Origin of the sequence: Halarchaeum sp. P4 (genome assembly GCF_051195175.1) — an archaeon.
Taxonomy (GTDB): domain Archaea; phylum Halobacteriota; class Halobacteria; order Halobacteriales; family Halobacteriaceae; genus Halarchaeum.
The window spans coordinates 1-24,128 of the sequence record NZ_JBNTKC010000007.1 but is presented as its reverse complement, the minus strand read 5'-3'; the positions used below and the strand labels follow the sequence as shown (position 1 = coordinate 24,128).

Sequence of the window (24,128 nt, the reverse complement as noted above, 5' to 3'; positions counted from 1 at the left end):
TCACCAAAAGGCCTGTGGCGGCGTGGGCGCAAGTCGACCGGTCGTCACTCGAGGAGGCCGCGGATGTAGCCGATGGCGAAGAGCCGACCCATGTCCGTGTAGCCGGACTGGGCCTCGGAGCGGTCCTCCTCGTCGAGCATCCGCGGGACGTGGTCGGGGCGAATCGGCCCGTCGAAGCCGACATCGAGGTAGGCGTCCATCGCCGCGCGCATGTCCGTCTGGCCCTCGTCGTGCCACGTCTCGTGGAACTTCTCGGGGTGGCCCTCGACGTCCCGGAAGTGGACGAAGTGAATCTTCTCGCCGAAGCGGCGAATCGTCTCCGGGACGTCCGCACCCATCGCGGAGAAGTTGCCCTGACAGAACGTCACGCCGTGATTCGGGCTGTCGTACATCTCGAGGATGCGCTCGTAGTTCTCCACGGAGTTCACGATACGCGGCACGCCGCGTAGTTCGTCCACCGGCGGGTCGTCGGGGTGGAGCGCCATCTTCACGCCCGCCTCCTCGGCGACGGGGACGACCTCATCGAGGAAGTACTGGAGGTTCTCCCAGAGTTCCGCCTCGGTGATGTCCGCGGCCGGATGGTCGTCCGCGCGCTCCAGCCACTCGTGGTCGTAGGCCGTCGTCAGCGAGTCCCCGCGCACCGGCAGCGAGTCCGAGGTCCGGACGACGCCGACGGGGTTCTCCGTCCACACCCAGCAGTAAATCGGGATGTCGAGTTTGCCCATGTTCCGGATGAGTCGTTTCACCGTCTCGATCTCCTCATCGCGACCCTCGAGGCCGAGCACCGTCTTCTCCATCGGCGGGCGGTCCTCGACGACGTCGAGGGAAAGCCCGTGGTCGGCGAAGCGCTCGCGGGCGCTGAGCAGTGACTCGTACGTCCACCACTCCTCCTCGCCCCAGAACCGGACGACGGCCGTGTCGAGACCAAGTTGCTTGGCGATGGTCCATCGCCGGTCCGGGTGCGGCGGCAGCATGGTAGTCGGGTCCATGCGCCACCGTTTGTGCAGGCGCGATATATAGGCTTCCTCTCGCACGGGCGCGCCCGTTCGGACCGAAAGACCGTTGAGGATTCAGTTCTCTCCTACGACAAGACCAATGGCAGACGTCACCCGCTATCAGACGAAAATCGAGGACGAGACGTTCGCCGTCGAGACCGACGACGGCTGGCTCGAAGTCGGCGACGTCGAGGACATCATCGACCTCTTCGGCGGCGAGACGTACGTCCTCGAGTACAGCGACAAGCAGGCGTCGGTCGCGTGGCTCGACACCGACGAGGACAACACCATCACCGTCGACGTCCGCGAGACGATGGAGACGATGAGCTACACGGACGACTTCGTCTCCAAGCTCGCCTCGACGCCGCTCGACGAGGAGACCGACGAGGGCTACCCGAAGCGGACCGACCTCTACGTCGCGCTGATGCGCGAAATTCTCGACTCGAAGGGGAACGTCGGCGAGTAAGCGTCGCGACTTACTCCGTCGCGACGGTCACGTAGCCGTCGAAGTTGAGGATGACGCGCTGTGCGAAGTCACCGAAAATGGCCTTCCCCGTCGGCGAGCGGTGCTGACCGAGGATGAAGGCGTGGTCGCAGTCGTTGTCCGCGCCCGCCTGGACGACGGCGCGTGCGCGCTCGTCCTCCTCGACGACGTCGACGAGGACGTCCCACTCGATGTCGAAGTCGTCACCGATGACCTCGCGGGCGATTTCGTTCACGTCCTGCTCCGCCCCTTCGAGAATCGTGCCTTCGCCGTAGCTGACGTTCTCGACGTTCCCGATGGATTCGAGCGTCTCGATGTCGTGTTCGTACTCCGCTTCGTCGAGAAGCATCAGCAGGAGAAGCTTCGAGTCCGTGCCGCTCGCGTTCTCCGCGGCCTCCCGGAGGAGGTCGCGGTGTGCGTCCGTGTCGTCGACGACGACGAGTCCGTAGTCCATTTCATTACCTACGGGGTTGTTTCATCTCCATAAAACCACCGGCGTGTCGCGGCCGTTCGCTGACGTGTTCGGCCGTCTCAGCGGTCGGGCAAACGCGAGTAGCCACTGTCCGGGAGGGAATATTCGTACGGGGTTCCTATATAGGTAGTGACGGGCGCCTCAGGCGGTGTCCTCGAGGCGCTCCTTCAGCGCGTGGTAGGCGGGTTTCGGCTCGTTGCTCCCATCGAAGAGGAGGGGGTCCTCGGTGACGTCGGGGAACCAGCCGGGTATCCAGGAGTCGCTATCCCGGACACCCCAGACGACGAGGGTGTCGACGCCCTCCTCGAGGCAGACGTCGAGGATTTCGCGGTAGTCCTCGGCCTGCCGTTCGAGGTGGTTCTCGGGCGCGTCATCCTTCGGGTAGGCGACGTCCATCTCGGTGATGTGGACGTCGAGGCCGAGGTCCTTGAAGCGCCGAACGTTCTCGGCGACCGAATTCGGGTCGGGGATGCTGTCGAGGGCGTGCATCTGGAGGCCGACGCCGTCGAGCGGGACGCCCCGGTCGAGCAGCCGTTCGACCAGCTCGTAGATGGCGTCGGACTTCTCGTTGACGGCGTCTGCGCCGTAGTCGTTGTAGAAGAGGTCGGCGTCGGGCGCGACCTCGTTCGCCCACCGGAACGCCTTGTCGAGGTACTGCTCGCCCATCGCGTCGTACCAGACGGAGTCGCGCATCGACCCGTCGTCCGCGACGGCCTCGTTGACGACGTCCCACGCGTCGACCTTCCCGCGGTAGCGGCCGGCGACGGTGTGGACGTGGTCGCGCAGGAACGACTCGAGTTGGGCGTCCGTGTAGTCCCACTCCTGGAACCACTCGGGGACCTGGTTGTGCCAGACGAGCGTGTGTCCGCGGAGGGCCATACCGTGCTCCTCGGCGAAGTTCGCGACGGCGTCGGCGTCCGTAAAGTCGTAGACGCCGGGTTCCGGGCGCATCGGCCCCATCTTCATCGCGTTCTCTGCGGTGACGGTGTTGAAGCCGCGGCGGAGCGTCTTCCAGTAGCCGGCGTCGGTGCGGAGCGGGTCGGCGGCGACGGCCGCACCGAGACGGAAGTCGGCGTCGTCCGCGACCTCGCGGAGCGTCGTGTCTTCGGGCATCGGAACGGTCGTACGAAACGCCCCGTCTTAGTTGCTGGTGTCCCACCCGTCGATGACCGCGAGTGTGGCAGTCCGGGACTGGAAGACACCAGTGGCGAACATCGATTCCTCGATAGTGAACGGAGGAGGTCCGACCCGTCGCGTCCGCAGTCCAACGATTCGATTCAGGAATTACAGCAGTATTCGTGTAAACGGCGTCGTCGGCGCGTGTATCCATCACGAACGACTAATCTCGTACCGCCATCGTTCGTGATGTTTCTGAACGATCGTCTCAGCCATGACCTTAATTATTCATCAATAATGAACCCGTTGTCCGCGCGTGGGTGCCGGACACACCGTCCGCATCGTCCAGATTTATCCGCCACGGCGGAGATGCACTCGGTATGGACTCCGAGAGACCGTTCGATGGATTCGTCGACGGCTACGCCGAGCGAGACTGGGACGACGGCGCGGACGGCACGCTCCGCATCGCCCTCGTCGGCCTCGGGTGGTTCGCGCGCGACGAAGCGCTCCCCGCCATCGCCGACTGTGACTACGCCGACGTCACCGCCACCGTCAGCGGTTCCGCCGAGAAAGCCCGAGAGGTCGCCGACGAGGCGAAGGCCGACACCGCGCTCACCTACGACGAGTTCCACGCCGGCGACGGCGCCGACGCCTACGACGCCGTCTACGTCGCGACCCCGAACGCCCTCCACCTCGAATACGTCGAGACGGCGGCCGACCTCGACAAGGACGTCATCTGCGAGAAGCCGATGGAGGCCACCGTCGAGCGCGCCGAAGCGATGGTCGAGGCCTGCGAGGACGCCGACGTCACCCTCATGGTCGCCTACCGGATGCAGACCGACCCCGTGATTCGTCGCGTCCGCGAACTCGTCGACGACGGGTTCGTCGGCGATGTCACGCAGGCGACCGGCGCGTTCACCTTCCCGATGTTCGCCGGCGACGGCGCCGACCCCGACCAGTGGCGGCTCGACCCGGAGCTCGCCGGCGGCGGGTCGCTCTACGACATCGGCGTCTACCCCCTCAACACCCTCCGCTTCGTCCTCGACGCCGACCCGACGAGCGTGCAGGCCTCACTCACCAGCCCCGACGAGCAGTTCGATGGCCCCGTCATCGACGAGCACGCCGCCTTCCTCCTCGAGTTTGACGGCGGCGCGCAGGCGCTCTGTCGCTCCAGCTACGGGTCGTTCGGCGAGAGCAGCCTCCGGGTCGACGGCAACGAGGGCTCCATCCGCGTCGAGAACGCGTTCAACCCCGGCGCCGAACGCACCGTCGTCCTCGAACGCGGCGGCCGGCGCAGCCGACACGACGGCCTCGGCTCTAACGAACTCACAGAGCAGTTCGACTACTTCGCCTACTGCTGTCTCACCGGTGAGACGCCCACGGCGGACGGCGAGCACGGCCTCCGCGACATGTACGCCCTCAAGGGCGTCCAGACGTCCGCCGCCGACGGCCGGCGCGTCACCCTCGACTGAGGTGGCGGCAGCCGCTACGGAGGCGATGGAGTTATGCAGCGAGGCCATCCACATTTAACGAAATGGTACGATGGTCACGAGAAGAGTTCTGGGACGCGATGGAGAACTTCACACCGCTCTGGTTCGGCCTCGCGGTCACCGACCTCCTCATCGGCCTCGGGCTCGTCTACATCCTCCTCTCGCAGCCGCTCGACACCACGAATCCGAGCGTCGTCGTCGCCATCATCGACCTCGCCGTGGTCGTCGTGACGCTGCTGCCGCTCACCTACGTGCTCTACCGCGTCCGACAGCGAAAACTGGAGGAGTACTGAGTCAGTCGGCCTGCATGGCGCCGCTACCGGCGTCCGTCGTTTCCTCCATCTCTTCGACCGGCGGACTGTCCCAGTACTCGTGGTCGTCGCCGTAGACCCGGAAGCACGCCGCCGGATGCTCCTCGTCGCCCGATCCATCGAGCGAGGGGTCCTGTTGCTTGCAGACCTCACGCGCCTCCGGACAGCGCGTGTGGAAGCGACACCCCTCCGGGGGGTTCGTCGGGTCCGGCACGTCGATGTCGCGAATCGGCGGCTCCTGTACCTCCGTCGAGTCCGTCTCGAGGCTCGGCGTCGCCCACTTCAGCACCTTCGCGTAGGGATGCTTCGGGTTCTGCAGCACCTCGTCGACCGGCCCGATCTCGACGAGGCGTCCGAGGTACATGATGCCGATGCGGCCGTCCGTCTTCTTCGTCAGGTAGCGGGCGTTCGAGAGGTTGTGGCTGATGAACAGGTAGGAGGTGTCGAACTGATCCTGCAGTTCGAGCATCAGGTCCATCATGTCCACGCGCAGCGAGACGTCGAGCGCCGAGACGGCCTCGTCGGCGAGGATGAGATCCGGGTTCATCAACAGCGCGCGAATCAGCGCGACGCGCTGCTGCTCGCCACCCGACAGCTGGTGCGGGTAGCGCCCGGAGTAGTCCTTCGCGGGCTTCATCCCGACGCGCTCGAGCATCCCGTGGATGCGCGCCGCCCGGTCGTCCGCCGACATGTCCGAGTGCCACGTCTTCAGCGGCCGTTCGAGGATGTTCAGCACGCGACGGTTCGGGTTCAGCGAACTCCCCGGGTCCTGGTGGATGATCTGGAGCGCGCGGCGAATCTCCTCGAAGGGAATCTGGACGTCGCCCTCCTTGTCCCGCGCCTTCCAGATGTCCTGCCCGCGGTACTTCACGGAGCCGCCGGTGGGCCGCTGCAGGCCGATGGTCGTCTTCCCGAGTGTCGTCTTCCCACAGCCGGACTCACCGATGAGCGCAACGATCTCGTTCTCGCCGATGTCGAGGTCGACGCCGTCGACCGCCTGCACGACGTCCGGGTCGGAGAAGAGCCCACCCTGGTTCTCGAAGTGGACTTCGACGTCCTCGAGGGAGATGACCGGTTCGTCGTCACTCATCCTGACGCACCCCCTCGATGTGCAGCGGGACCTGCTCTGGAACCTGCTCCCAGTAGTGGCACGCGGAAGCGTGGACGGTTTCGTTCGCGTCGGCGTCGTCGTCGTTCGTAATCATCATGTCTGGGTCGTTCGTCTCACAGAACTCGTCCGCAAGCGGACAGCGCGAGTGATACGAGCACCCGGTCGGCACGTTCACCGGGTCGGGGCTCTCCCCACGAATGGGCTCCATCGCCTCGACTGGCGTTTCGAGGTTCGGTGTCGAGTTGATGAGCGCGCGGGTGTAGGGGTGGTTCCCGTTGTAGATGATGTCGTCGGCGGAGCCGACCTCAACGAACTCGAAGGCGTACAGCACGGCGATGCGGTCCGCGAGTCCCGCCGCGAGTTCGAGGTCGTGCGTGATGAACAACATCGTGAGGTTGTACTCGTCGCGGAGCTCGGAGAGCAGCGCGATGATGGAGCGCTGCATGAGGAGGTCGAGCGCCGCCGTCGGCTCGTCCATCACCAGCACCTCGGGGTCGAGCACGAGCGAGAGCGCGATGAGCGCGCGCTGTTTCATCCCGCCCGAGAGCTCGTGCGGGTAGGCGTTCAGCACGCGGTCCGGGTCGAGGTAGACGTTGTCGATGAGTTCACGGGCGCGCTCCATCCCCTCGCCCTTCGGGACGTTGTGGGCCTTGAGCGTCTCCTCGAAGTGCTTGCCGATGGTCATCGTGGGGTTCCACGAGTCCATCGCACCCTGGAAGACCATCGATATGTCCTCCCAGCGCATCTGCCGGAGTTCCTCCTCCGACTGGTCGAGCACGTCGACCGGCTCGCCCTCCTCGGGGTGGAATCTGATGCTGCCGCTGGTGATGCCGGGTTCGGGAACGGCGTCGAGGAGCGCGGACGCGAACATCGACTTCCCGCTCCCCGACTCGCCGACGACACCGAGAATTTCGCCGCGCTCGATGGTCATGTCGACGCTGTTGAGCACGCGTGACTCACCGCGGTCGAGGTCGAAGGAGACGGTGAGGTCTTCGGCCTCGACGATGGTGTCCGATTCGGCTTCCGTGTAGACGGGTAGGTGTTTCTGCTGTTGGTGACTCATAGTTCAGAACATCCCCTTGGACTCGTCCGGGTTCGCTGCTGGGCCCTCGTCGTCGCTCGACTTACTGGGGCCGCCGCTGTCGCCGGCGTGCCGAGCGCGGACACGCGGGTTGAACAGGCGGTCGGTCCCCTGTGCGAAGAGGATGAGCCCGAAGACGAGCAGGATAATCGTGATCATCGGGAAGATGAGCCAGTACGCGGTGTCCCACGTGTAGAGCGCGCCCGCGGTGGAGTACGCGCGGCTCATCATGACTCCCCAGTTCGGCTTCGACGTCGGCAGGAGGCCGAGGAAGTAGAGGCCGACGGAGGAGAAGATAACGTTACGCGCCGCCTGCACGAAGTTGACGACGACGTACGGCATCAGGTTCGGAAGGACGTCCTCCCGGATGATGGTGCGGGTCGGCACCCCGATGGTGCGCGAGGCCTCGATGTAGGACTCCTCGCGGAGGGTGAGCACCTGCGAGCGGATGGAGCGGGCGAGCCCCGCCCACGCGTTGATGGTGAGGACGATACCGATGAGGATGGGGCTCTTCGGCTGGAGGAGCACCGCGAGGACGATGACGAGCGGGAGGCCCGGAATCGTCATCGCGATGTCGGTGAGCGTCATGAGCACCTGGTCGACGGTACCGCGCTTGTAGCCGGAGAGTGTCCCGACGGCCGTCGCAATGACCGTGGAGAAGACGGCGCCGGCGGCGATCATCTGGAGCATCCACGGAGTCGCGTGGACGATCTGCCCGAGGATGCCGCGACCGAGGTTGTCGGTCCCGAGTGGGAACTGCCAGTTCGTGAACGGTCCGACGTAGCGCGGTCCGGCGCCGATCGTCGGCTCGGGAACGAGCATGACGCCGACCGTCCCCATCAGGACGTAGAGGAGGACGATGAGCGAGCCGATGCGAACGCGCCAGTCGGACCACGCGATGCGTGCGGAGGCGAGCAGCCACGTCTCGATCCACTGCTTGTAGCGGTCGGTGCGGGTGACCTCGGTATCCGACTCGGTGTCGAAGAGTGAGGTCTCCGCCTCCGGGGTTTCAGCGTCTGTTGAGGCTTCAGTAGGACTCATTGTTATCACCACCAGCCCGCGGGTCGATGAAACCATACGTCACGTCGGCAATAAACACACCGATGACGACGGTCACTGTGATAATGATGAACCCACCCATCATCAGTGGGTAGTCCCGAGCGCCGATGGACTGGTAGAGGTAGTAACCGACGCCAGGGTAGCGGAAGATCTGTTCGAGAATGACGGAGCCACCGAAGATGAACCCGATGGAGATCAGCAGGCCCGTGTACATCGGGAGGATGGCGTTCCGGCCGACGTACCAGAGCGAGATACGCCGGGACGGCAGGCCGCGCAGTTGCGCGACGCGGAGGTAGTCCTCACCGAGGACACGGATGGAGTTCCCACGCATCGTGAGCGCCCACCCACCGAAGCCGGTGATGACGAGCGACGCGATGGGGAGCGCCGCGTGGTGGATGACGCCGGCGATGAACGCGTAGTTGAAGCCGACCATCGTCTCCGTGTTCATCCGGCCGCCGGTCGGGAACCACTGGAGCTGGTAACCGAGGACGTACACGAGCAGGATACCGGCGACGTAGTACGGAATCGAGTTGAGCAGGATTCCGACCACGGTGGAGCCGAGGTCGATGCGCTCTCCCTCGTTGTACGCCATGATGGCGCCGAGGACGATGCCGATGGCGAACATCAGGAGGATGGACACCACCATCACGAGGAGCGTCCACGGGAGCGCGTTCATGATGATCTCGGACACCGGCTGGTTGTAGACGACGGAGCGACCGAAGTCACCGGAGAGCACCGCCGACATGTAGTCGATGTACTGCTGGAGCACCGGTTTCTCCGGGTTGATGTTCGTGTACGCCTCGACGAGCGCGTTGATCCGCTGCATGTCCACGCTACCCGACGAGGACTGGATGAGCTGTGCCTTGAGGTAGTCCATCGGTCCTCCCGGCATCAGCCGTATCATCCCAAAGGTGAGGGTGACGACGACCACCACTGTTAGCAGGGCTTGGGCGACCCGTTTGGTGATACGATTTACCATGGCAGAACGAAACCAATCCAGCATTATTAACCTTCCTAATCGGCAAATGAACGTGACATATCTCTCGGTGTTCCGTAGGGAGTAAAGAACGGCCGGTCAGGGAAGATGACGAACCCTTCCGACGGCGTGAGCGAAACGGTCAGCCGGAGAAAGGGTGCAGGGGGCTATGGGACGACTGACCGGACGGCGACGTTACTGCTTGGGCGTGACGTAGCCGAAGCGCGGCCAGTAGTAGTTACACCAGTTGACGAACTTCTTGTCGGTGTCCTTCGGGGGCACGTCCCACTCGTTCGTGTTCCAGAAGCTCGGACGAACCTTCTCGATGAGCGGGAGCATCGGGAGGTCCTGGTTGACGACCCACGCGAGTTCGCGCGTGAGTTCGGTGACCCGCTGCTGGTCGCTCGTCGTCCCGAGCTCGCGGAGCTTCGACTGGACGTCGACCTCCTGCGGTTCGCCGTCGGGGTTGCCCATCGGCGGCGCCTTCGGCTTCTCGTCGTACCCGAGCGTGGACATCACCGTGTTGCTGGTGAGAATCCACGAGAGGCTGAAGAACGGCTTCGTCTTCCCGGAGTTGTTCCAGAACCACGGGACCATCTGGAAGTTCGAGGGACCCCAGTACTGCCCGAAGAACGTCGTGTTCTCGACGCCGCGCTTCTGGGCCTCGATACCGAAGTCGGAGAGCATCTGCGCCACCGTCGTCGTGAAACTCGCCACGTCGCTCCAGCCGGACGGCGTCGGGATCTCGACCGTGAGCTGATCGCCGTTGGGCTTGTACCACTTGCCGCCCTGCTTCGTGTAGCCCTCGCTACGGAGGAGTTCAGCGGCCTTCTCCGTGTTCGTGTACGTGTCGTACGAGGAGACGTCGCCACCGAGGTTCTCCTCCCACGTGCCGGTGACGAAACTGCCGACGCCGGCGGGCGCCGTGACGGGGTGTTTCGTCGGGTCGGCGAGGTTCGCCATCTTGTTCTGGTCGATGACGTTCGCGACGGCGCGCCGGACGTTGCGCTTGCCGAAGTCTTCGTCACTGTGGTTGAACGCGAGCGCGTAGCCGTTGTAGCGCGGGACCTGATACTCCCGAACGTAGTCGGGGAACGTCTTGACGATGCGGCGCGGCGTGAAGCCGTTCAGCACGTCGATGCCCGCGTCGTTCTTCATGTTCGCCCACTTCTGCTGCGAGGACGCGAAGTACACGACTTCGTAGGTGTCAAACTTCACGTTGCTCGCGTCCGGGTGGTCCGCGTACGTCGTCAGCGTGAGCGTCTGCTGGTTCGCGGAGTCGAACTCGAAGGGGCCACAGCCGACCGGTTCGGAGGGCTGGTAGTTCTGGATGTCGCCCTGGACCTTCTGTTTCTCCTCCTTCGTGGAGGCGTCACGGAAGCGCTGGGCGAACTCGCCGAACTTCTGGTGGGTCGGCGTGTCCAGCCACGTGCCGTTGAAGACGAGGAGAATCGTCTTCGCGCGGTAGGCATCGGCGAGGGCGTACTCGACGGTCTTCTCGTCGACGGCCGTCGCGCTCTCGATGTAGTTCCCGACCTCGTAGCCGAAGCCCTTGTCGATAGTGAACTTCGTGACGAAGTCCTCGGCCGTGACTGGCTCGCCGTCGTGCCACGTGACCCCGTCGCGAATCGTCACGGTGAGCGTCTTCCCCTCGAGCGTCCAGTCCTGGAAGAGGTAAGGGATGAGTTCGTCCGTCTTCTGGTTGTAGAAGATGAACGGGTCGTACACGGCGCGGCCGCCGACGACTGCGTAGTGGCTGGGCGCGTAGGAGTTCCACTGCATGTTCGTCGGGATGTAGCGGCCGGGGATGGTGAGGGAGTTGTCCCCCGACCCGCCGCTCCCGCCGTCGCCGCTCGTGCTCGTCGTGCTCCCGGCCCCACCCTCGCTCGGCGTCTCCGAGGAACACCCGGCGAGTGCGGCCGCGCCGGCCACGCCGCCCATCTTCAGGAACCGGCGCCGCGCGGACTGCCAATCGTGACTACTGCCATCAGGCATACACACCCGAGTATCTCGCATGAATATTTATCCTTTGGCATCGAGAGAAATATAATGATAAACCATCCATGAACGGCGTCCCGGACTGGATAAAGAGTAGGGCGCGTGACGTTACTGCTCCTTCGGGGAGACGATGCCGATGCGCGGCCACCAGAAGTACTCGTTGTTGATGTACTTCTTGTCGGTGTCCGCGGGCGGGATGTTCCAGCGGTTCCCGTTCCAGAAGGACTGGCTACTCACCTCGACGATGGGAACCATCGGAAGGCTCTGGTTGACGTCCCACGCGAGGTCGCGCGTGAGTTCCGTCACCGTCGCGTCGTCGCCCGCCGTCCCGAGCGACTGGAGTTTCGAGCGGACGTCCGACGGCGACGTCTCGCCCTCGGGTTCGCCCATGGGCGGCACCTCGGGCTGCTCCGGGAAGTTGAGGTTCGACATCACGGTGCCGCTCGTCAGAATCCACGAGAGACTGAAGAACGGCTTCGAGAGTGCCGAGTTGTTCCAGAACCACGGGACGACCTTGAAGTCCGAGGGGCCCCAGTACTGACCGAAGAACGTCGTGTTCTCGACACTCTTGTTCTGCGTCTTGATACCGAACTCGGTGAGCGCCTGCGCCACCGCAGTCGTCATGGAGACGACGTCGCTCCACCCCGCCGGCGAGGGGATAGTGAGCGTGAACTGGTCGCCGTTGGGCTTGTACCACTGGCCGCCCTGCTTCGTGTAGCCCTCGGCGCGCAGCAGTTCGGCGGCTTTCGCGGTGTCGTTGTACCGCTGGTAGACGTCCGTCTCACCGCCGAGGTTGCGCTTCCACGTCCCCGTGCGGAAACTCCCGATACCCGCCGGCACCGTGACCGCCGTCTTCGAGGAGCCGAGGAGGTTCGCGACCTTCTGCTGGTCGATGGCATAGGCGAACGCCCGACGGACGTTCCGGTTCCCGAAGTCCTCGTCGTCGTGGTTGAACGCCATCGAGTAGCCGTTGTACGCCGGCACCGAGTACTTCTGGACGTAGTCGGGCAGCGTCTTACGGATGCGCTTCGGGAAGAACGTCGTCGTCGTCGCGTCGTACGTGCGACCGTTCTTCATCGCCGCCCACTGCTGCTGGTTCGAGTCGGAGTACGTCACCTCGTAAGTCGGGAACGTGATCCGGTCGGCGTCCGGATGGTCCTCGTACTTCGTGAGGGTGAGCGTCTGCTGGTTCGCCGACTCGAACGTGAACGGCCCGGAGCCGACGGGCTCTTTCGGCTGGTAGTTCTGGATGTCGCCGCGAATCTTCTGCTTCTCCTTCTTCGTGGATGCCTCACGGAAGCGCTTGGCGAACTCGCCGTACTTCTCGTGGGTCGGCGTGTCCATCCAACTGCTGGAAAGGACGAGCAGGATGGTGTCGGTCCGGTAGGGCTTCTTGAGGCTGTACTCGACGGTGTGCTCGTCGACGGCCGTCGCGCTCTCGATGTAGCTCGCCACCTCGTAGCCGAACCCTTTGTCGATGGTGAACTTCGTGACGACGTCCTCGGCCGTGACCGGCTCGCCGTCGTGCCACGTGTCACCCTCGCGGAGGGAGACGGTGAGCGTCGTCCCGTCCACCGACCAGTCCTGGAAGAAGTAGGGGATGAGCTCGTCCGTCTTCTGGTTGTAGCGCAGGAACGGGTCGTAGACCATCTTCCCGCCCTGTTGGGCGTAGTGGCTGGGCGCGTAGGAGTTCCACTGGACGTTCGTCGGGACGTAGCGACCCGGCACCGTGAGCGCCGTGTCGGTGGACCCGCCGCTCGTGGTGGTCCCGCCCTCGGTGGTCGTGGTGTCGCCACCGCTGCTCCCCCCCTCGGGGGCCTGTGAGGAACACCCGGCGAGTGCGGCCGCGCCGGCCACGCCGCCCATCTTCAGGAACCGTCGTCGTGCGGAGTCAGTCTCGTCGCTGCGTTCGTTGGGCACGTGTGTACGATAATAATCATCATTATTTATTCTTCGGGTTGCGGGCGCCGTTACCTTATCGCGCAGCGACGAAACCGCAGAAAAGGGTCGGTCGGGCGGCGTTACTTCGTCTTCGGGGAGACCGCCCCGATGCGCGGCCAGTAGTAGTACGGGTAGCGGACGTACTGTTTGTCGACACCCTTCTCGGGGGTGTTCCACTCTTGGGTGTTCCAGAAGGACTGGGACACCTTCTCAATGAGCGGAAGTTCGGGCAGACTCTGGTTGATGACCCACGCGAGTTCACGCGAGAGCTCCGTCGCGCGTGCCTCGTCCGACGTGGTGCCGAGTTCGCGGAGCATCCCGCGGACGTCCGTCGGCGTCGCCTCCGCGTCCGGCTGACCCATCGGCGGCGCGACCGGCTTCTCGGGGAAGTTGAGCGTGTTGACGCTGGTGTCGCTCGTCAGCAGCCACCCGAGGCTGAAGAACGGCTTCGGGCGGACGAAGGAGTTGTTCCAGAACCACGGGATGACCTGGAAGTTCGAGGGGCCCCAGTACTGCCCGAAGAACGTCGTCGTCTCGACGTTCGAGTTCTGCGTCTTGATGCCGAAGTTCGTCAGCATCTGCGCGGTGGTCTGGACGAAGGAGACGATGTCGCTCCACCCGGCGGGCGCGGGGATTTCGAGCGTGAACTGCTCCCCGTTGGGCTTGTACCACCAGTCGCCCTGCTTGGAGAAGCCCTCGGAGCGCAGGAGTTCCGCGGCCTTGCTCTGGGAGTCCGACCCGGTGTACGTCTGGTAGGCGCTGACGTCGCCGCCAAGCTTCTGCTTCCACGTTCCCGTGATGTAACTCCCGACGCCAGTCGGCGCCGTGACGGCCGTCTTCGTCGGGTCGGCGAGGTTCGCCATCTTGTTCTGGTCGAGGATGTAGGAGAACGCGCGCCGGACGTTGCGACGGCCGAAGAGGTCGTCGCTGTGGTTGAACGCGAGCGCGAAGCCGTTGTACGCCGGCATCTGGTACTGCTTGACGTAGTCCGGGAGCGAGTTGACGATGCGCTCGGGGAAGAACGTCGTCGTCGTCGCGTCGAGGTGCTCGCCGTTCTTCATCGCCGCCCACTGCTGCTGGTTCGACCCCATGTAGGCGACCTGCGCCTTCGGGAACGGGATGGTACCGGCGTCCGGGTGATCCTCGTACTTCACCAGTTCGAGGTTCTGCTGGTTGGCCGACTCGTACTTGAAGGGGCCACAGCCCACCGGCTCCTTCGGCTGGTGGTTCTGAATGTCCGACTGAATCTTCTGCTTTTCCTCCTTCGAGGAGGCGTTCCGGAGTCGCTCGGCGAACTCGCCGTACTTCGTGTGCGTCGGCGTGTTCATCCACGTGCCCGAGAAGGTGAGCACGATGATGTCCTCACGGTAGGCCTTGGCGAGCGAGTATTCGACAGTCTTCTCGTCAACGGCCGTCGCACTCTCAATGTAGTTCGCGATGGTGTAGTTGAACCCCTTGTCGATGGTGAACTTCGTGACGAAGTCCTCGGCCGTGACTGGCTCGCCGTCGTGCCACGTGACCCCGTCGCGAATCGTCACCTGAAGGGTCTGGCCGTCGAGTGTCCAGTCCTGCACGAGCGAGGGGATGACGGTGTCCGTCTTCTGGTTGTAGAAGATGAACGGGTCGAACACCATCGCGCGCCCGGGGTTCGAGTAGTGGCTGGGCGCGTAGGAGTTCCACTGCATGTTCGTCGGGACGTACGTCCCCGGCACCGTCAGCGACTCGTCGACGAGTTCGCCGCTCCCGCCACCCCCGCTGGTGGTCGTGGACGTCGTCGTGCCGTCACCACTCTGGTCGGGCGAGTCGGAGGAACACCCGGCGAGCGCCGCCGCACCGGCCACTCCACTCAGTTTCAGGAACGTTCGCCGCGCAGACTTCCCACCACTATGGCTGTTATCGTCCACCATACCACACCCTATCCATCATTAATATTTATTTCTTCCCCTCGTCGGTCACCAGCCGCGGAATCGGGGGCCGACACGGAGAAGTAGCGACGAACGCCCGCGAGACCGCACGACTGCGGCGACGTTCGACGCGACGGCGAAAGCTTTAGCCACCGTGGTCGATACGATGGGGTATGGTAGTCACCGACTACGACGACTGTTGGCTCCAGTACGAGCAGATAGACGACCCGGATCGCCTGTCCTCGTATCGTCGACGCTGTCTCCACGCGTACGTCTCCGAGGAAGGCCCGGAACTCCGCTCGGTACGCAAGGAACTCCGCGTCGGCCTCAAGGGGTTGCTCGGGCGCGCCCCCCACCTCTGGCAGCACCCGCCACGCTCGCAGGACGGCTTCCTCGCGGTCGGCCGACGCGACAACATGGAAGTCGTCCGGCACGCCGTCGACGCCGACGAACTCGAGGACCTCGACGACGAGGGCTACGTTCTGCGCGCGACCGAGTGGGAGGGCCAAGACTGCCTGGTCGTCACCGCGAACACCGACCGCGGGATGCTCTTCGGGACGTTCCACCTCCTCCGGTTGCTCTCGCTCGGCGAGCCCGTCGCCGACCTCGACGTCGTCGAGGAGCCGCGCACGAAGGAGCGCGTCATCAACCACTGGGACAACCCCTTCCGCGGCTCCGTCGAGCGCGGCTACGCCGGCCAGTCCATCTTCGACTGGGAGACGCTCCCGGACCTCCGAGAGCGCTACTGGGACTACGCGCGCCTGCTCGCCTCCACCGGCATCAACGGTGTCGTCGTCAACAACGTCAACACCGAGAAGCCCGACCGCGAGGGCGCGAACGAAGCCATCGCGGGGAAGGAGGGGTGGCAGCTCCTGAAGACCGAGAACCTCGAGAAGGTGGAGGCGCTCGCGACGGTGTTCCGGCGCTACGGCATCCGGACGTTCCTCTCCGTGAACTACGCCGCGCCGATGCTCATCGGCGGTCTCGACACCGCGGACCCACTCGACGACGACGTCGCGGCGTGGTGGGCCCAGAAGGCCGACGAAATCTACGAGCGCATTCCGGACTTCGGCGGCTTCCTCGTGAAGGCAGACTCCGAGGGGCAACCCGGCCCCTACGACTACGACCGGGACCACGCGGAGGGCGCGAACGTCCTCGGACGCGCGCTCGAACCGCACGACGGCCGCGTCTTCTGGCGCGCGTTCGTCTACTCCCAGCACGAGGACCGCGCGGTGCAGGCCTACGAGACGTTCGAGCCCCTCGACGGCGAGTTCCACGACAACGTCACGCTCCAGATCAAGAACGGCCCCATCGACTTCCAGCCCCGCGAGCCGGTGTCGACGCTGTTCGGCGCGATGCCGAACACGAACATCGCCTGCGAACTCCAGATTACGCAGGAGTACACCGGGCAGGCCGTCCACGCCTGCTCGCACCTCCCACAGTGGGAGGAAGTCCTCGAGTTCGACACGCACGCGGACGGCGAGGACACGGCGGTCCGTGACCTGCTGGTCGACGAGGAGGGCGAGGGCTTCGCGGGCGTGGCGAACGTCGGCGAGGACCGCAACTGGACCGGCCACGACCTCGCACAACTGAACCTCTACGGCTACGGTCGACTGGCATGGGACCCGTCGCTGGGCTCCGAGGAGATTACGCGCGAGTGGGCAGCCCAGACGTACGGGCGGAACCCGAGCGTCGTCGAGACGGTCACGCGCATCCAGGAGGAGTCGTGGCCGGCCGTCATCGACTACGAGACAGGCGGCATCGGCCTGATGCACATGATGTACAACGGCGAGGCGCGCCTGGAGAACCACTACGACCCGGCGCCCGAAGAATGGCCGGAGTACACCGGCATCTCCGAGGACGGCATCGGTCTCGACCGGACGCCCTCGGGGAGTGACTACGCGGGCCAGTTCCGCGAACCCCACCCTGAGCAGTACAACGACCCGGAACGCTGTCCCGAGGAACTCCTGTTGTTCTTCCACCACCTCCCGTGGGAGTACGAACTCTCGGACGGCACGACGGTCATCCAGCGCCTCTACGACAACTGCTTCGACGGCGTCGAGCAAGTGCGTGACCTCCGCGAGCGCTGGAACGCCCTCGAGGGGCCGATCGACGAGCGCCGCCACCGGACGGTGGCCGAGCGCTTCGACGAGCAGGTCGTGCAGGCCGAGCGCTGGCGGGACACGCTCGTCTCGTACTTCTACGAGTACGCCGGCGTCCCGGACGAGCACGGCCGTGTCCCGCTCGACGACTGAGCCGGGAGGGAAACACAGGTTCATTATTTCATAACAGTCGTACTCATGCGGTGACTGGCACTTCCGGATGTACACTCGCGCCGTTAGAAAGACTGACGGGCGGTTGAGCGGCCGTACTCGACGATTACGCCAGTATTCGTGTAAAGCAGTCTATCACGAAAATGCGTGGGGGAGCGAGAGTTATCGTGCAGACGGCGCGCTCGACGGCGAGTTCGTTCAGCCATTCGGAATGGGCGTGACGTTATCCTGCGTTACCGACGTCCATACGATTAATAGCGAGGGTGCCAACAGACGGAACGATGACCGACCAGACAGGCGGACATACTGACGCGACCACGATCGACGAACGCGTGGACGCGCTGCTCGAGGAGATGACGCTCGCGGAGAAGGCCGCCCAGCTCGGCTCCGTGAACGCCGAGAAAATCCTCACCGAAGACGGCGACCTCGACCGCGAGGCCGCCGAAGAGTATCTCGCGAACGGCATCGGCCACCTCACCCGCATCGGCGGCGAAGGGAGTCTCGACCCCGAACGCGCCGCCGAAGTGACGAACGAACTCCAGGCAATCCTCACAGAGGAGACGCGGCTCGGGATTCCGGCGATTCCCCACGAGGAGTGTCTGAGCGGGTACATGGGTCCGCGGGGGACGACGTTCCCGCAGGGCATCGGGATGGCCTCGACGTTCGACCCGGACCTGATGGAGGAGGTGACGGACACGATTCGCCAACAGCTCGAAGCCATCGGCACGGTGCACGCGCTCTCGCCGGTGCTGGACGTCGCGCGCGACCTGCGCTGGGGGCGCGTCGAGGAGACGTTCGGCGAGGACCCCTATCTCGTCGCCGCGATGGCCTGTGGCTACGTTGACGGCCTCCAAGGGGAGGGCGACGACGGCATCTCCGCGACGCTCAAGCACTTCGTCGGCCACGCCGTCGGCGAAGGCGGGAAGAACCGCTCCACCGTCCACCTCGGCGAGCGCGAACTCCGCGAAACCCATATGTTCCCGTTCGAGGCGGCGATTCAGGAGTCCGGCGCCGAGAGCGTGATGAACGCGTATCACGACATCGACGGCGTCCCGTGCGCGCGAGACGAATGGCTTCTCACCGACGTCCTCCGCGGCGAGTGGGACTTCGATGGCACCGTCGTCTCCGACTACTACAGCGTCGAGTTCCTCAAGAGTGAACACGGTATTGCCTCGAGTGAACGCGAGGCCGGCGTGATGGCCGTCGAAGCCGGCATCGACGTGGAGCTCCCGTACACGGACTGCTACGGCGACCACCTCGTCGAAGCCGTCGAGAACGGCGAACTCGCGGAGTCCACCGTCGAGGAGGCCGCGCGCCGCGTCCTCACGATGAAGGCCCGTAAGGGCGTCCTCGACGACGCCACCGTCGACCCCGCAGCGGCGAGCGACCCCTACGACACCGAAGAAGCCACCGAGCTCACCCAGCGTGCCGCCCGCGAGTCCATCACCCTCCTCAAGAACGAGGACGACTTCCTCCCGCTCGCCGGCGACGACCTCGACTCCGTCGCCGTCGTCGGCCCGAAGGCGGACGACGCGCAGGAACTCCTCGGCGACTACGCCTACGCGGCCCACTACCCGGACGAGGAGACGGACTTCGACGCGACGACGCCGCTCGACGCGCTGAGCGCGCGCGGCGACGCCGAGGGCTTCGACGTCCTGCACGCCGACGGCTGCACCACGACCGGCCCCGACACGAGCGGCATCGATGACGCCGTCGCGCAGACCGAGGACGCGGACGTCGCGCTCGCGTTCGTCGGCGCGCGCTCCGCCGTCGACTTCAGTGGCGTCGAGACCGACATGGAGGAGCGCCCCAGCGTCCCGACGAGCGGCGAGGGCTGCGACGTGACGGACCTCGGCCTGCCCGGCGTCCAGGAGGAACTCGTCGCGGAACTCCGCGAGACGGACACGCCCGTCGTCGTCGTGGTCGTCAGCGGCAAGCCCCACTCCATCGAGGAGATCTCGGAGGAGGCGCCCGCTGTCGTGCAGGCGTGGCTCCCCGGTGAGGAGGGCGGCGACGCCATCGACGCCGTCCTCTTCGGCGACCACAATCCCTCGGGGCACCTCCCCGTCTCCGTCCCCCGGAACGTCGGCCAGCTCCCCGTCTACTACAGCCGCCGGCCGAACAGCGCGAACGAGGAGCACGTCTACACGGAGAGCACGCCCCTCTACGCGTTCGGCCACGGTCTGAGCTACACGGAGTTCGAGTACGCCGACCTCGAGCTCTCCACGGAGAGTCTGAGCCCCGCCGGGACGCTGACGGCGAGCGTCACCGTCACGAACACGGGCGAGCGCGCGGGCAGCGACGTCGTCCAGCTCTACACGCACGCCGAGAACCCGAGTCAGGCCCGGCCCGTGCAGGAACTCACCGGGTTCGAGCGCGTCCACCTCAAGCCCGGCGAGTCCGCCCGCGTCACCTTCGACGTCCACGCCAGCCAACTCGCCTTCCATGACCGCGACATGAACCTCGTCGTCGAGGAAGGCCCCTATCAGGTCCGCGTCGGCGAGGCTGCCGACCAAATCGTCGAGACGGCCGACTTCGAGGTCACCGACACGAAGGAGCTCCCCAAAACTGGCCGCACCTACTTCACCGACACCCGCGTCGAGAGCGACGACTGACCACGCGCCGGTTTCTTCTTTTCGGGTACTCTACCGGACGAGTAGTCGCGTCGCTGGCGTTCGAGCGCCGAACGCGGGCGCCGCCGTCTGGCGACGCCGCTCTGTGGAGGGTGCGGACGCGGAAAAACAGCAGCCCGCCGATTAGACGGTGACGGTGCCGTTGGTGAGCTGGCCGATACCCTCGATGTCGATGGTGACTTCGTCACCGTCCTGGAGCGTGAAGTCCTCGGGGACGAGGCCGGTGCCTGTGAGGAGGACGGCCGTCTCCGGTAGGACGTTGTGCCGGGCGAGGTAGTCGACGAGTTCCTCGCAACTGTGGACCATCTCGCCGGTAGTGGTCTCGTCCTCGTAGACGACTTCGCCGTCGCGCGCGATGCGCATGGAGAGCGTCAGCTCGTGGGGGTCCCCGACCGTCTCCGGCGACGCGACGCAGGGGCCGAGCGAGCAGCAGCGCTCGAAGACCTTCGCCTGCGGCAGGTAGAGCGGGTTCTCCCCCTCGATTGAGCGACTGGACACGTCGTTCCCGATGGTGTAGCCGACGACGTCGCCGCGGTGGATGACGACGGCGAGTTCGGGTTCGGGTACGTCCCACTCCGAGTCGCCCCGAACGCCGACCGGTTCGTTCGGGCCGACCGTCCGCGACGGCGTCGCCTTCAGGAAGAGTTCGGGGCGCTCGCCCTCGTAGACGTCGAGGTAGATGTCGGGCATGCCGCTCTCCTCCTCGCGGGCTTGTTCGCTGATTTCGTAGGTCACACCGGACGCCCAGACCTCCTCCGCAATCACGGGCTGGACAGCGTCCGACGCGAGTACACCCGGGTCCACGGAGTCGGCGTCGGCGATGCGCGCGGCCGCGACATCGTCGAGCGACTGTTCAGTCGCGTTCGCCGCCCGCGCCAGCGCCGTGAACGACCCCAGGTCGTCCGACGCCGTCGACAGGTCGTACGCCTCACCCTCGTCAGTCTCCACGACGAGGTGAGCGCCGTCACTACCCTCCACAGGGAGCTGGTAATACCGCATACCTCACAATCCGTCACCGACCACAAAAGCGTATCCCTATTGGCAACGTGGCGCTCGGCAGCCCGGGACGCCGGGTACCGAGCGCCTATCGGCCGTTCAGCGCGGCGAGGGGTGCGTCACGCGGTCAGACGTCCTCGGTCAGTGACCAATTACCGGCGACGGCTCGTAGGGCTCCTCGAGGTACTCTAGTTCGGAGTCAGTGAGGTCGACGTCGAGCGCTTCGACGGCCTGCTCGAGGTGTTCGACGCTCGTCGTCCCGACGATGGGTGCGCTCACCGGCTCCTTGTGGAGGAGCCACGCGAGGCTGACCTGCGCCATGGTCAGGTCTTTCTCGGCGGCGAGCTCCTCGACGCGCTCGTTTATGTCCTCGCCGCCGCCGGCGCGGTACTCCGCCGTCGGGTTGTGCTTCTGCTCGGGGTCGCCGCGCGCCGTCGCGTGGAGGTCCTCGTGGGGTCGTGCGAGGAAGCCCTGCGCGAGCGGCCCCCACGGAATGAGGCCGACACCCTCCCGCTGGCAGAGCGGGTTCATCTCGCGCTCCTCCTCCCGATAGGCGACGTTGTAGTGGTTCTGCATGGAGGCGAAGCGCTCGAGACCGAGTCGGTCGCTCGTCGCGAGCGCGTCGGCGAACTGATGGGCCCACATCGAGGATGCCCCCAGATATCGCACGTCACCGCGCCGGACGGCGTCGTCGAGCGATCGTAGCGTCTCCTCAATGGGCGTCTCGGGGTCCCAGCGGTGAATCTGATAGAGGTCGACGGTGTCCATCCCCAACCGGTCCAGGGAGTTCTGGAGTTCCTGCTCGATGGTCTTCCGCGAGAGACCCGTCGCGTTCGGATGCGGGTCGTCCATCGCGGGGAAGCGGACCTTCGTCGCGACGACCTGCTCGTCCCGGTCGTAGCCCGCGAGGGCGTTCCCCAGAATTTCCTCGGACTCGCCGTTCGAGTACGTGTTCGCCGTGTCGAAGAAGTTGACCCCGAGGTCGATGGCGCGCTCGATGATGTCGTGTGCGTCGTCCTCATCAAGCATCCAGTCGCTCCCGCTCCCGAAGCTCATACAGCCGAGGCAGATGCGACTGACGTTCAGTCCCGTGGAGCCGAGTGTCGTGTACTCCATGCGGGCAGGGTCGGGAACCGGGCGTAAATACCCACGGGTGGCGGTAGAATGGCGGCGCGAGTGAACGAAAGAGCGGGCGCGAACGCGCCCGACAACCCACGGCAGAAGGGGGCTATACGTCGGATGGGGACGACGTCCCTACGGTCCGACAGCGCTCAGGCTTCGTCGAAGAGGGTCTCGCCGGCGACCATGTGCTCCTCGACGGTGTCGAGGTCAAGCGTCAGGCCGAGACCGGGCTCTTCGGGGATTTCCATGCGACCCTCCTCGATGAGGTCGTCCTCCTCGACCAGGTCCTCCCACCAGTCGAGCTCGTAGGAGTGGTACTCGACAGCGAGGGAGTTCGGAATGGCGGCGGCGACCTGCGCGGAGGCCATCGTGCCGATGGGCGAGGAGACGTTGTGCATCGCGACCGGAGTGTAGTACATCTCCGCGATGTCCGCGATTTTGCGGGTCTCGCGCATCCCGCCGACGCGCGGCAGGTCAGGCGCGATGATGTCGACGGCCTGCGGCTCGAGGAGCGTTCGCTGGCCGAACTTGCGGTAGACGTTCTCACCGACTGCGATGGGCGTGGAGGTGGACTCCGTCACCTTCTGCTGGACGTCGTGGTTCTCCGGCGGGACGGGGTCCTCGAGCCACCAGACGTCGTACTCCTCGAGCTCACGCGCGAGGCGCTTCGCGCTGCCCGCGGAGAACGACCAGTGGCAGTCGAAGGCGACGTCCGCCTTGTCGCCGACGGCTTCGGTCGTCGCCTCGACAATTTCGACCTTGTGGTCGATTTCGGGGTTGCGGAGGTGACGGTTCGCGCGGTCCTTCTCATGGCCGGAGGGGACGTCGAGGTCGAACTTGATTGCGTCGTAGCCGAGTTCCTCGACGACGCGTTCGGCCTCGGCGGCACAGGCCTGCGGATTGGCCTCATCCTCGGTGTGGAGGTCGCAGTAGATGCGGACCTCGTCGCGGTATTTCCCACCGACGAGCTGGTAGGCGGGAACGTCGAGGAGTTTGCCCGCGACGTCGTGGAGCGCGATTTCGATACCGGAGATCGCGGAGATGACCTTGCCAGAGATGGAGCCCTCACCACTCATCTTCTGGACGAGGTGCTCGTAGAGCCGGTCAATGTCGAGGGGGTTCTCGCCGACGAGGAACGGCTTCATCCGCTCGATGATCTCGGCGTCACCGCCGCCCCAGTAGGACTCACCGGTGCCGACGACGCCGGCGTCGGTGTAGACGCGGACGAGGATCCACGGGTAGTTCCCGTCGACCATCGTCGTCTGTACATCGGTAATCTCGGCGTCCCGCGTGCCGCCACGCTCCTTCTGGACACCCATCGTCTCCGCGGAGAGGTCCCGCATCGTATACTCCGCGTTCGGGTCGCGGAGCTTCTCGTAGTCGACCATTGCGTCCGAGATATTCAAAGGGGGCGTACTAAAGCTTGTGGATACCCGTCACGGACACGAGCGCCGTGTGAGGCACTCACTCTGTCGTTGAGGCGCCGAAGGCGGCTCCTCTCCGCGATATATGGTGTTCCCACCTGCACGGCATCTGCTTCCGGTAGCGGCGGAAAGAGTTTCGGAGTAGGAGCGACATACCCGACGCCCCGCAGCCGCCGCGTTCCGGAAACCGGAACGTCGACGCTGGAGACGGTGTAGGAGTCGATACCGGCGTCACCCTGCTCGTGTGACGCCGTGAGCCTTCTTGAAGCGCTCGACTTCAACGACAGCGACGGCCGGGTGGAAGACTTCCGCATGGACGACGGCGCACGAGGTGGCGGTGTAAGACACGTTAATTATTCCGATCATACCGGATTCGACTGCACGTCTTCGCGGTCGGGCAGGTCGACGACGCCCGTCCTCGCGAGCGTCGAGGTGGCACGCGGCGTCGCGGAGGTAGCGACCACGCTCGGGACTAGGCGTCGCCTCCGATATCGCACATGTAAAGTACCGTGCGCGTATAGACTACTACAGTTTCACGCGACACTAGTCGTGATGCTGCCATTATGTTCACGATTGATGAATAACAGTTTTGTACGCTGACGTAGACGGTACAGCTATGCTCAAGGAAGCGTCGAACCCAGTGAAGTCGACGATTCGGACGTTCGAGGTGCTAGAGGGTCTGAAGGAGTTGAATGGCGCGCGCGTGACGGAGCTCGCCGCCCACCTCGACCTCCCGAAGAGT

19 protein-coding genes are annotated in these 24,128 nt (G+C 65.1%); 6 read left to right on the top strand and 13 right to left on the bottom strand.

Going from position 1 to position 24,128, the window contains the following annotated elements; translation table 11 throughout:
- Window positions 1-44: 44 nt before the first annotated feature.
- Window positions 45-989, bottom strand: a complete 945-nt coding sequence (locus ACQUS8_RS15895; protein WP_435102915.1) for a mannonate dehydratase — start codon at window positions 987-989, stop codon at window positions 45-47.
- 106 nt (window positions 990-1,095) lie between these two features.
- Here ACQUS8_RS15895 and ACQUS8_RS15890 point away from each other — a divergent pair, with 106 nt between their 5' ends.
- Entirely contained in the window at window positions 1,096-1,461 is a 366-nt protein-coding gene (locus ACQUS8_RS15890; protein ID WP_435102913.1) for a hypothetical protein, read from the top strand.
- A 10-nt stretch (window positions 1,462-1,471) separates the two neighbouring features.
- Here ACQUS8_RS15890 and ACQUS8_RS15885 read toward each other — a convergent pair whose 3' ends face one another.
- Window positions 1,472-1,933: a universal stress protein gene (locus ACQUS8_RS15885; RefSeq protein WP_435102911.1), complete on the bottom strand. Its 462-nt coding sequence runs from the start codon at window positions 1,931-1,933 to the stop codon at window positions 1,472-1,474.
- 159 nt (window positions 1,934-2,092) lie between these two features.
- Complete coding sequence (locus ACQUS8_RS15880) at window positions 2,093-3,064, bottom strand: endo-1,4-beta-xylanase (protein ID WP_435102909.1); 972 nt, start codon at window positions 3,062-3,064, stop codon at window positions 2,093-2,095.
- A 383-nt stretch (window positions 3,065-3,447) separates the two neighbouring features.
- Here ACQUS8_RS15880 and gfo6 point away from each other — a divergent pair, with 383 nt between their 5' ends.
- The gene (gene gfo6 / locus ACQUS8_RS15875; protein ID WP_435102907.1) at window positions 3,448-4,539 is read left to right on the top strand and encodes a D-xylose 1-dehydrogenase Gfo6; all 1,092 of its coding nucleotides are present in this window, start codon (window positions 3,448-3,450) and stop codon (window positions 4,537-4,539) included.
- 62 nt (window positions 4,540-4,601) lie between these two features.
- Window positions 4,602-4,850 carry a hypothetical protein gene (locus ACQUS8_RS15870; protein WP_435102905.1) on the top strand — a complete coding sequence of 83 codons (249 nt, stop codon included), beginning with the start codon at window positions 4,602-4,604 and terminating at the stop codon, window positions 4,848-4,850.
- A 1-nt stretch (window position 4,851) separates the two neighbouring features.
- Here the strand turns inward: ACQUS8_RS15870 and ACQUS8_RS15865 are convergent, their stop codons facing one another.
- The 7 genes from ACQUS8_RS15865 to ACQUS8_RS15835 all read right to left on the bottom strand — a co-directional run bounded on the left by ACQUS8_RS15865 (window position 4,852) and on the right by ACQUS8_RS15835 (window position 14,941).
- Complete coding sequence (locus ACQUS8_RS15865) at window positions 4,852-5,958, bottom strand: oligopeptide/dipeptide ABC transporter ATP-binding protein (protein ID WP_435102903.1); 1,107 nt, start codon at window positions 5,956-5,958, stop codon at window positions 4,852-4,854.
- The gene (locus tag ACQUS8_RS15860) at window positions 5,951-7,042 is read right to left on the bottom strand and encodes an ABC transporter ATP-binding protein (RefSeq protein ID WP_435102901.1); all 1,092 of its coding nucleotides are present in this window, start codon (window positions 7,040-7,042) and stop codon (window positions 5,951-5,953) included. The genes ACQUS8_RS15865 and ACQUS8_RS15860 overlap by 8 nt, the downstream gene beginning before the upstream one ends.
- A 3-nt stretch (window positions 7,043-7,045) precedes the next feature.
- Window positions 7,046-8,101 carry an ABC transporter permease gene (locus ACQUS8_RS15855; protein WP_435102898.1) on the bottom strand — a complete coding sequence of 352 codons (1,056 nt, stop codon included), beginning with the start codon at window positions 8,099-8,101 and terminating at the stop codon, window positions 7,046-7,048.
- Window positions 8,088-9,098, bottom strand: a complete 1,011-nt coding sequence (locus tag ACQUS8_RS15850; RefSeq protein WP_435102896.1) for an ABC transporter permease — start codon at window positions 9,096-9,098, stop codon at window positions 8,088-8,090. Before ACQUS8_RS15850 ends, ACQUS8_RS15855 begins: the two co-directional genes overlap by 14 nt.
- A 192-nt stretch (window positions 9,099-9,290) precedes the next feature.
- Window positions 9,291-11,090 (bottom strand): ABC transporter substrate-binding protein, encoded by a 1,800-nt coding sequence (locus tag ACQUS8_RS15845; protein WP_435102894.1) that lies wholly within the window; start codon window positions 11,088-11,090, stop codon window positions 9,291-9,293.
- Window positions 11,091-11,201: 111 nt separating this feature from the next.
- Entirely contained in the window at window positions 11,202-13,013 is a 1,812-nt protein-coding gene (locus tag ACQUS8_RS15840; protein ID WP_435102892.1) for an ABC transporter substrate-binding protein, read from the bottom strand.
- Window positions 13,014-13,114: 101 nt separating this feature from the next.
- Window positions 13,115-14,941: an ABC transporter substrate-binding protein gene (locus ACQUS8_RS15835; protein ID WP_435102890.1), complete on the bottom strand. Its 1,827-nt coding sequence runs from the start codon at window positions 14,939-14,941 to the stop codon at window positions 13,115-13,117.
- A 170-nt stretch (window positions 14,942-15,111) separates the two neighbouring features.
- Here ACQUS8_RS15835 and ACQUS8_RS15830 point away from each other — a divergent pair, with 170 nt between their 5' ends.
- Together ACQUS8_RS15830 and ACQUS8_RS15825 are read left to right on the top strand one after the other, a co-directional pair.
- The gene (locus ACQUS8_RS15830) at window positions 15,112-17,193 is read left to right on the top strand and encodes an alpha-glucuronidase family glycosyl hydrolase (protein WP_435102888.1); all 2,082 of its coding nucleotides are present in this window, start codon (window positions 15,112-15,114) and stop codon (window positions 17,191-17,193) included.
- 299 nt (window positions 17,194-17,492) lie between these two features.
- Entirely contained in the window at window positions 17,493-19,826 is a 2,334-nt protein-coding gene (locus ACQUS8_RS15825) for a glycoside hydrolase family 3 N-terminal domain-containing protein (RefSeq protein ID WP_435102886.1), read from the top strand.
- A 141-nt stretch (window positions 19,827-19,967) separates the two neighbouring features.
- Here the strand turns inward: ACQUS8_RS15825 and ACQUS8_RS15820 are convergent, their stop codons facing one another.
- From ACQUS8_RS15820 to ACQUS8_RS15810, 3 genes are all read right to left on the bottom strand, one after another.
- Window positions 19,968-20,843, bottom strand: a complete 876-nt coding sequence (locus tag ACQUS8_RS15820; protein WP_435102884.1) for a fumarylacetoacetate hydrolase family protein — start codon at window positions 20,841-20,843, stop codon at window positions 19,968-19,970.
- 138 nt (window positions 20,844-20,981) lie between these two features.
- Complete coding sequence (locus ACQUS8_RS15815; protein ID WP_435102882.1) at window positions 20,982-21,956, bottom strand: aldo/keto reductase; 975 nt, start codon at window positions 21,954-21,956, stop codon at window positions 20,982-20,984.
- A gap of 155 nt (window positions 21,957-22,111) precedes the next feature.
- The gene (locus tag ACQUS8_RS15810; RefSeq protein ID WP_435102880.1) at window positions 22,112-23,350 is read right to left on the bottom strand and encodes a mandelate racemase/muconate lactonizing enzyme family protein; all 1,239 of its coding nucleotides are present in this window, start codon (window positions 23,348-23,350) and stop codon (window positions 22,112-22,114) included.
- A gap of 652 nt (window positions 23,351-24,002) precedes the next feature.
- Here ACQUS8_RS15810 and ACQUS8_RS15805 point away from each other — a divergent pair.
- On the top strand, window positions 24,003-24,128 hold a 126-nt coding region (locus ACQUS8_RS15805), incomplete at its 3' end, for a helix-turn-helix domain-containing protein (RefSeq protein ID WP_435102973.1).

Bases quoted from the DNA above. Each gene is read 5' to 3' on its own strand.
- ACQUS8_RS15895 (WP_435102915.1), bottom strand. From the start codon at position 989: ATGGACCCGACTACCATGCTGCCGCCGCACCCGGACCGGCGATGGACC.
- ACQUS8_RS15890 (WP_435102913.1), top strand. From the start codon at position 1,096: ATGGCAGACGTCACCCGCTATCAGACGAAAATCGAGGACGAGACGTTC.
- ACQUS8_RS15885 (WP_435102911.1), bottom strand. From the start codon at position 1,933: ATGGACTACGGACTCGTCGTCGTCGACGACACGGACGCACACCGCGAC.
- ACQUS8_RS15880 (WP_435102909.1), bottom strand. From the start codon at position 3,064: ATGCCCGAAGACACGACGCTCCGCGAGGTCGCGGACGACGCCGACTTC.
- gfo6 (WP_435102907.1), top strand. From the start codon at position 3,448: ATGGACTCCGAGAGACCGTTCGATGGATTCGTCGACGGCTACGCCGAG.
- ACQUS8_RS15870 (WP_435102905.1), top strand. From the start codon at position 4,602: ATGGTACGATGGTCACGAGAAGAGTTCTGGGACGCGATGGAGAACTTC.
- ACQUS8_RS15865 (WP_435102903.1), bottom strand. From the start codon at position 5,958: ATGAGTGACGACGAACCGGTCATCTCCCTCGAGGACGTCGAAGTCCAC.
- ACQUS8_RS15860 (WP_435102901.1), bottom strand. From the start codon at position 7,042: ATGAGTCACCAACAGCAGAAACACCTACCCGTCTACACGGAAGCCGAA.
- ACQUS8_RS15855 (WP_435102898.1), bottom strand. From the start codon at position 8,101: ATGAGTCCTACTGAAGCCTCAACAGACGCTGAAACCCCGGAGGCGGAG.
- ACQUS8_RS15850 (WP_435102896.1), bottom strand. From the start codon at position 9,098: ATGGTAAATCGTATCACCAAACGGGTCGCCCAAGCCCTGCTAACAGTG.
- ACQUS8_RS15845 (WP_435102894.1), bottom strand. From the start codon at position 11,090: ATGCCTGATGGCAGTAGTCACGATTGGCAGTCCGCGCGGCGCCGGTTC.
- ACQUS8_RS15835 (WP_435102890.1), bottom strand. From the start codon at position 14,941: ATGGTGGACGATAACAGCCATAGTGGTGGGAAGTCTGCGCGGCGAACG.
- ACQUS8_RS15830 (WP_435102888.1), top strand. From the start codon at position 15,112: ATGGTAGTCACCGACTACGACGACTGTTGGCTCCAGTACGAGCAGATA.
- ACQUS8_RS15825 (WP_435102886.1), top strand. From the start codon at position 17,493: ATGACCGACCAGACAGGCGGACATACTGACGCGACCACGATCGACGAA.
- ACQUS8_RS15820 (WP_435102884.1), bottom strand. From the start codon at position 20,843: ATGCGGTATTACCAGCTCCCTGTGGAGGGTAGTGACGGCGCTCACCTC.
- ACQUS8_RS15815 (WP_435102882.1), bottom strand. From the start codon at position 21,956: ATGGAGTACACGACACTCGGCTCCACGGGACTGAACGTCAGTCGCATC.
- ACQUS8_RS15810 (WP_435102880.1), bottom strand. From the start codon at position 23,350: ATGGTCGACTACGAGAAGCTCCGCGACCCGAACGCGGAGTATACGATG.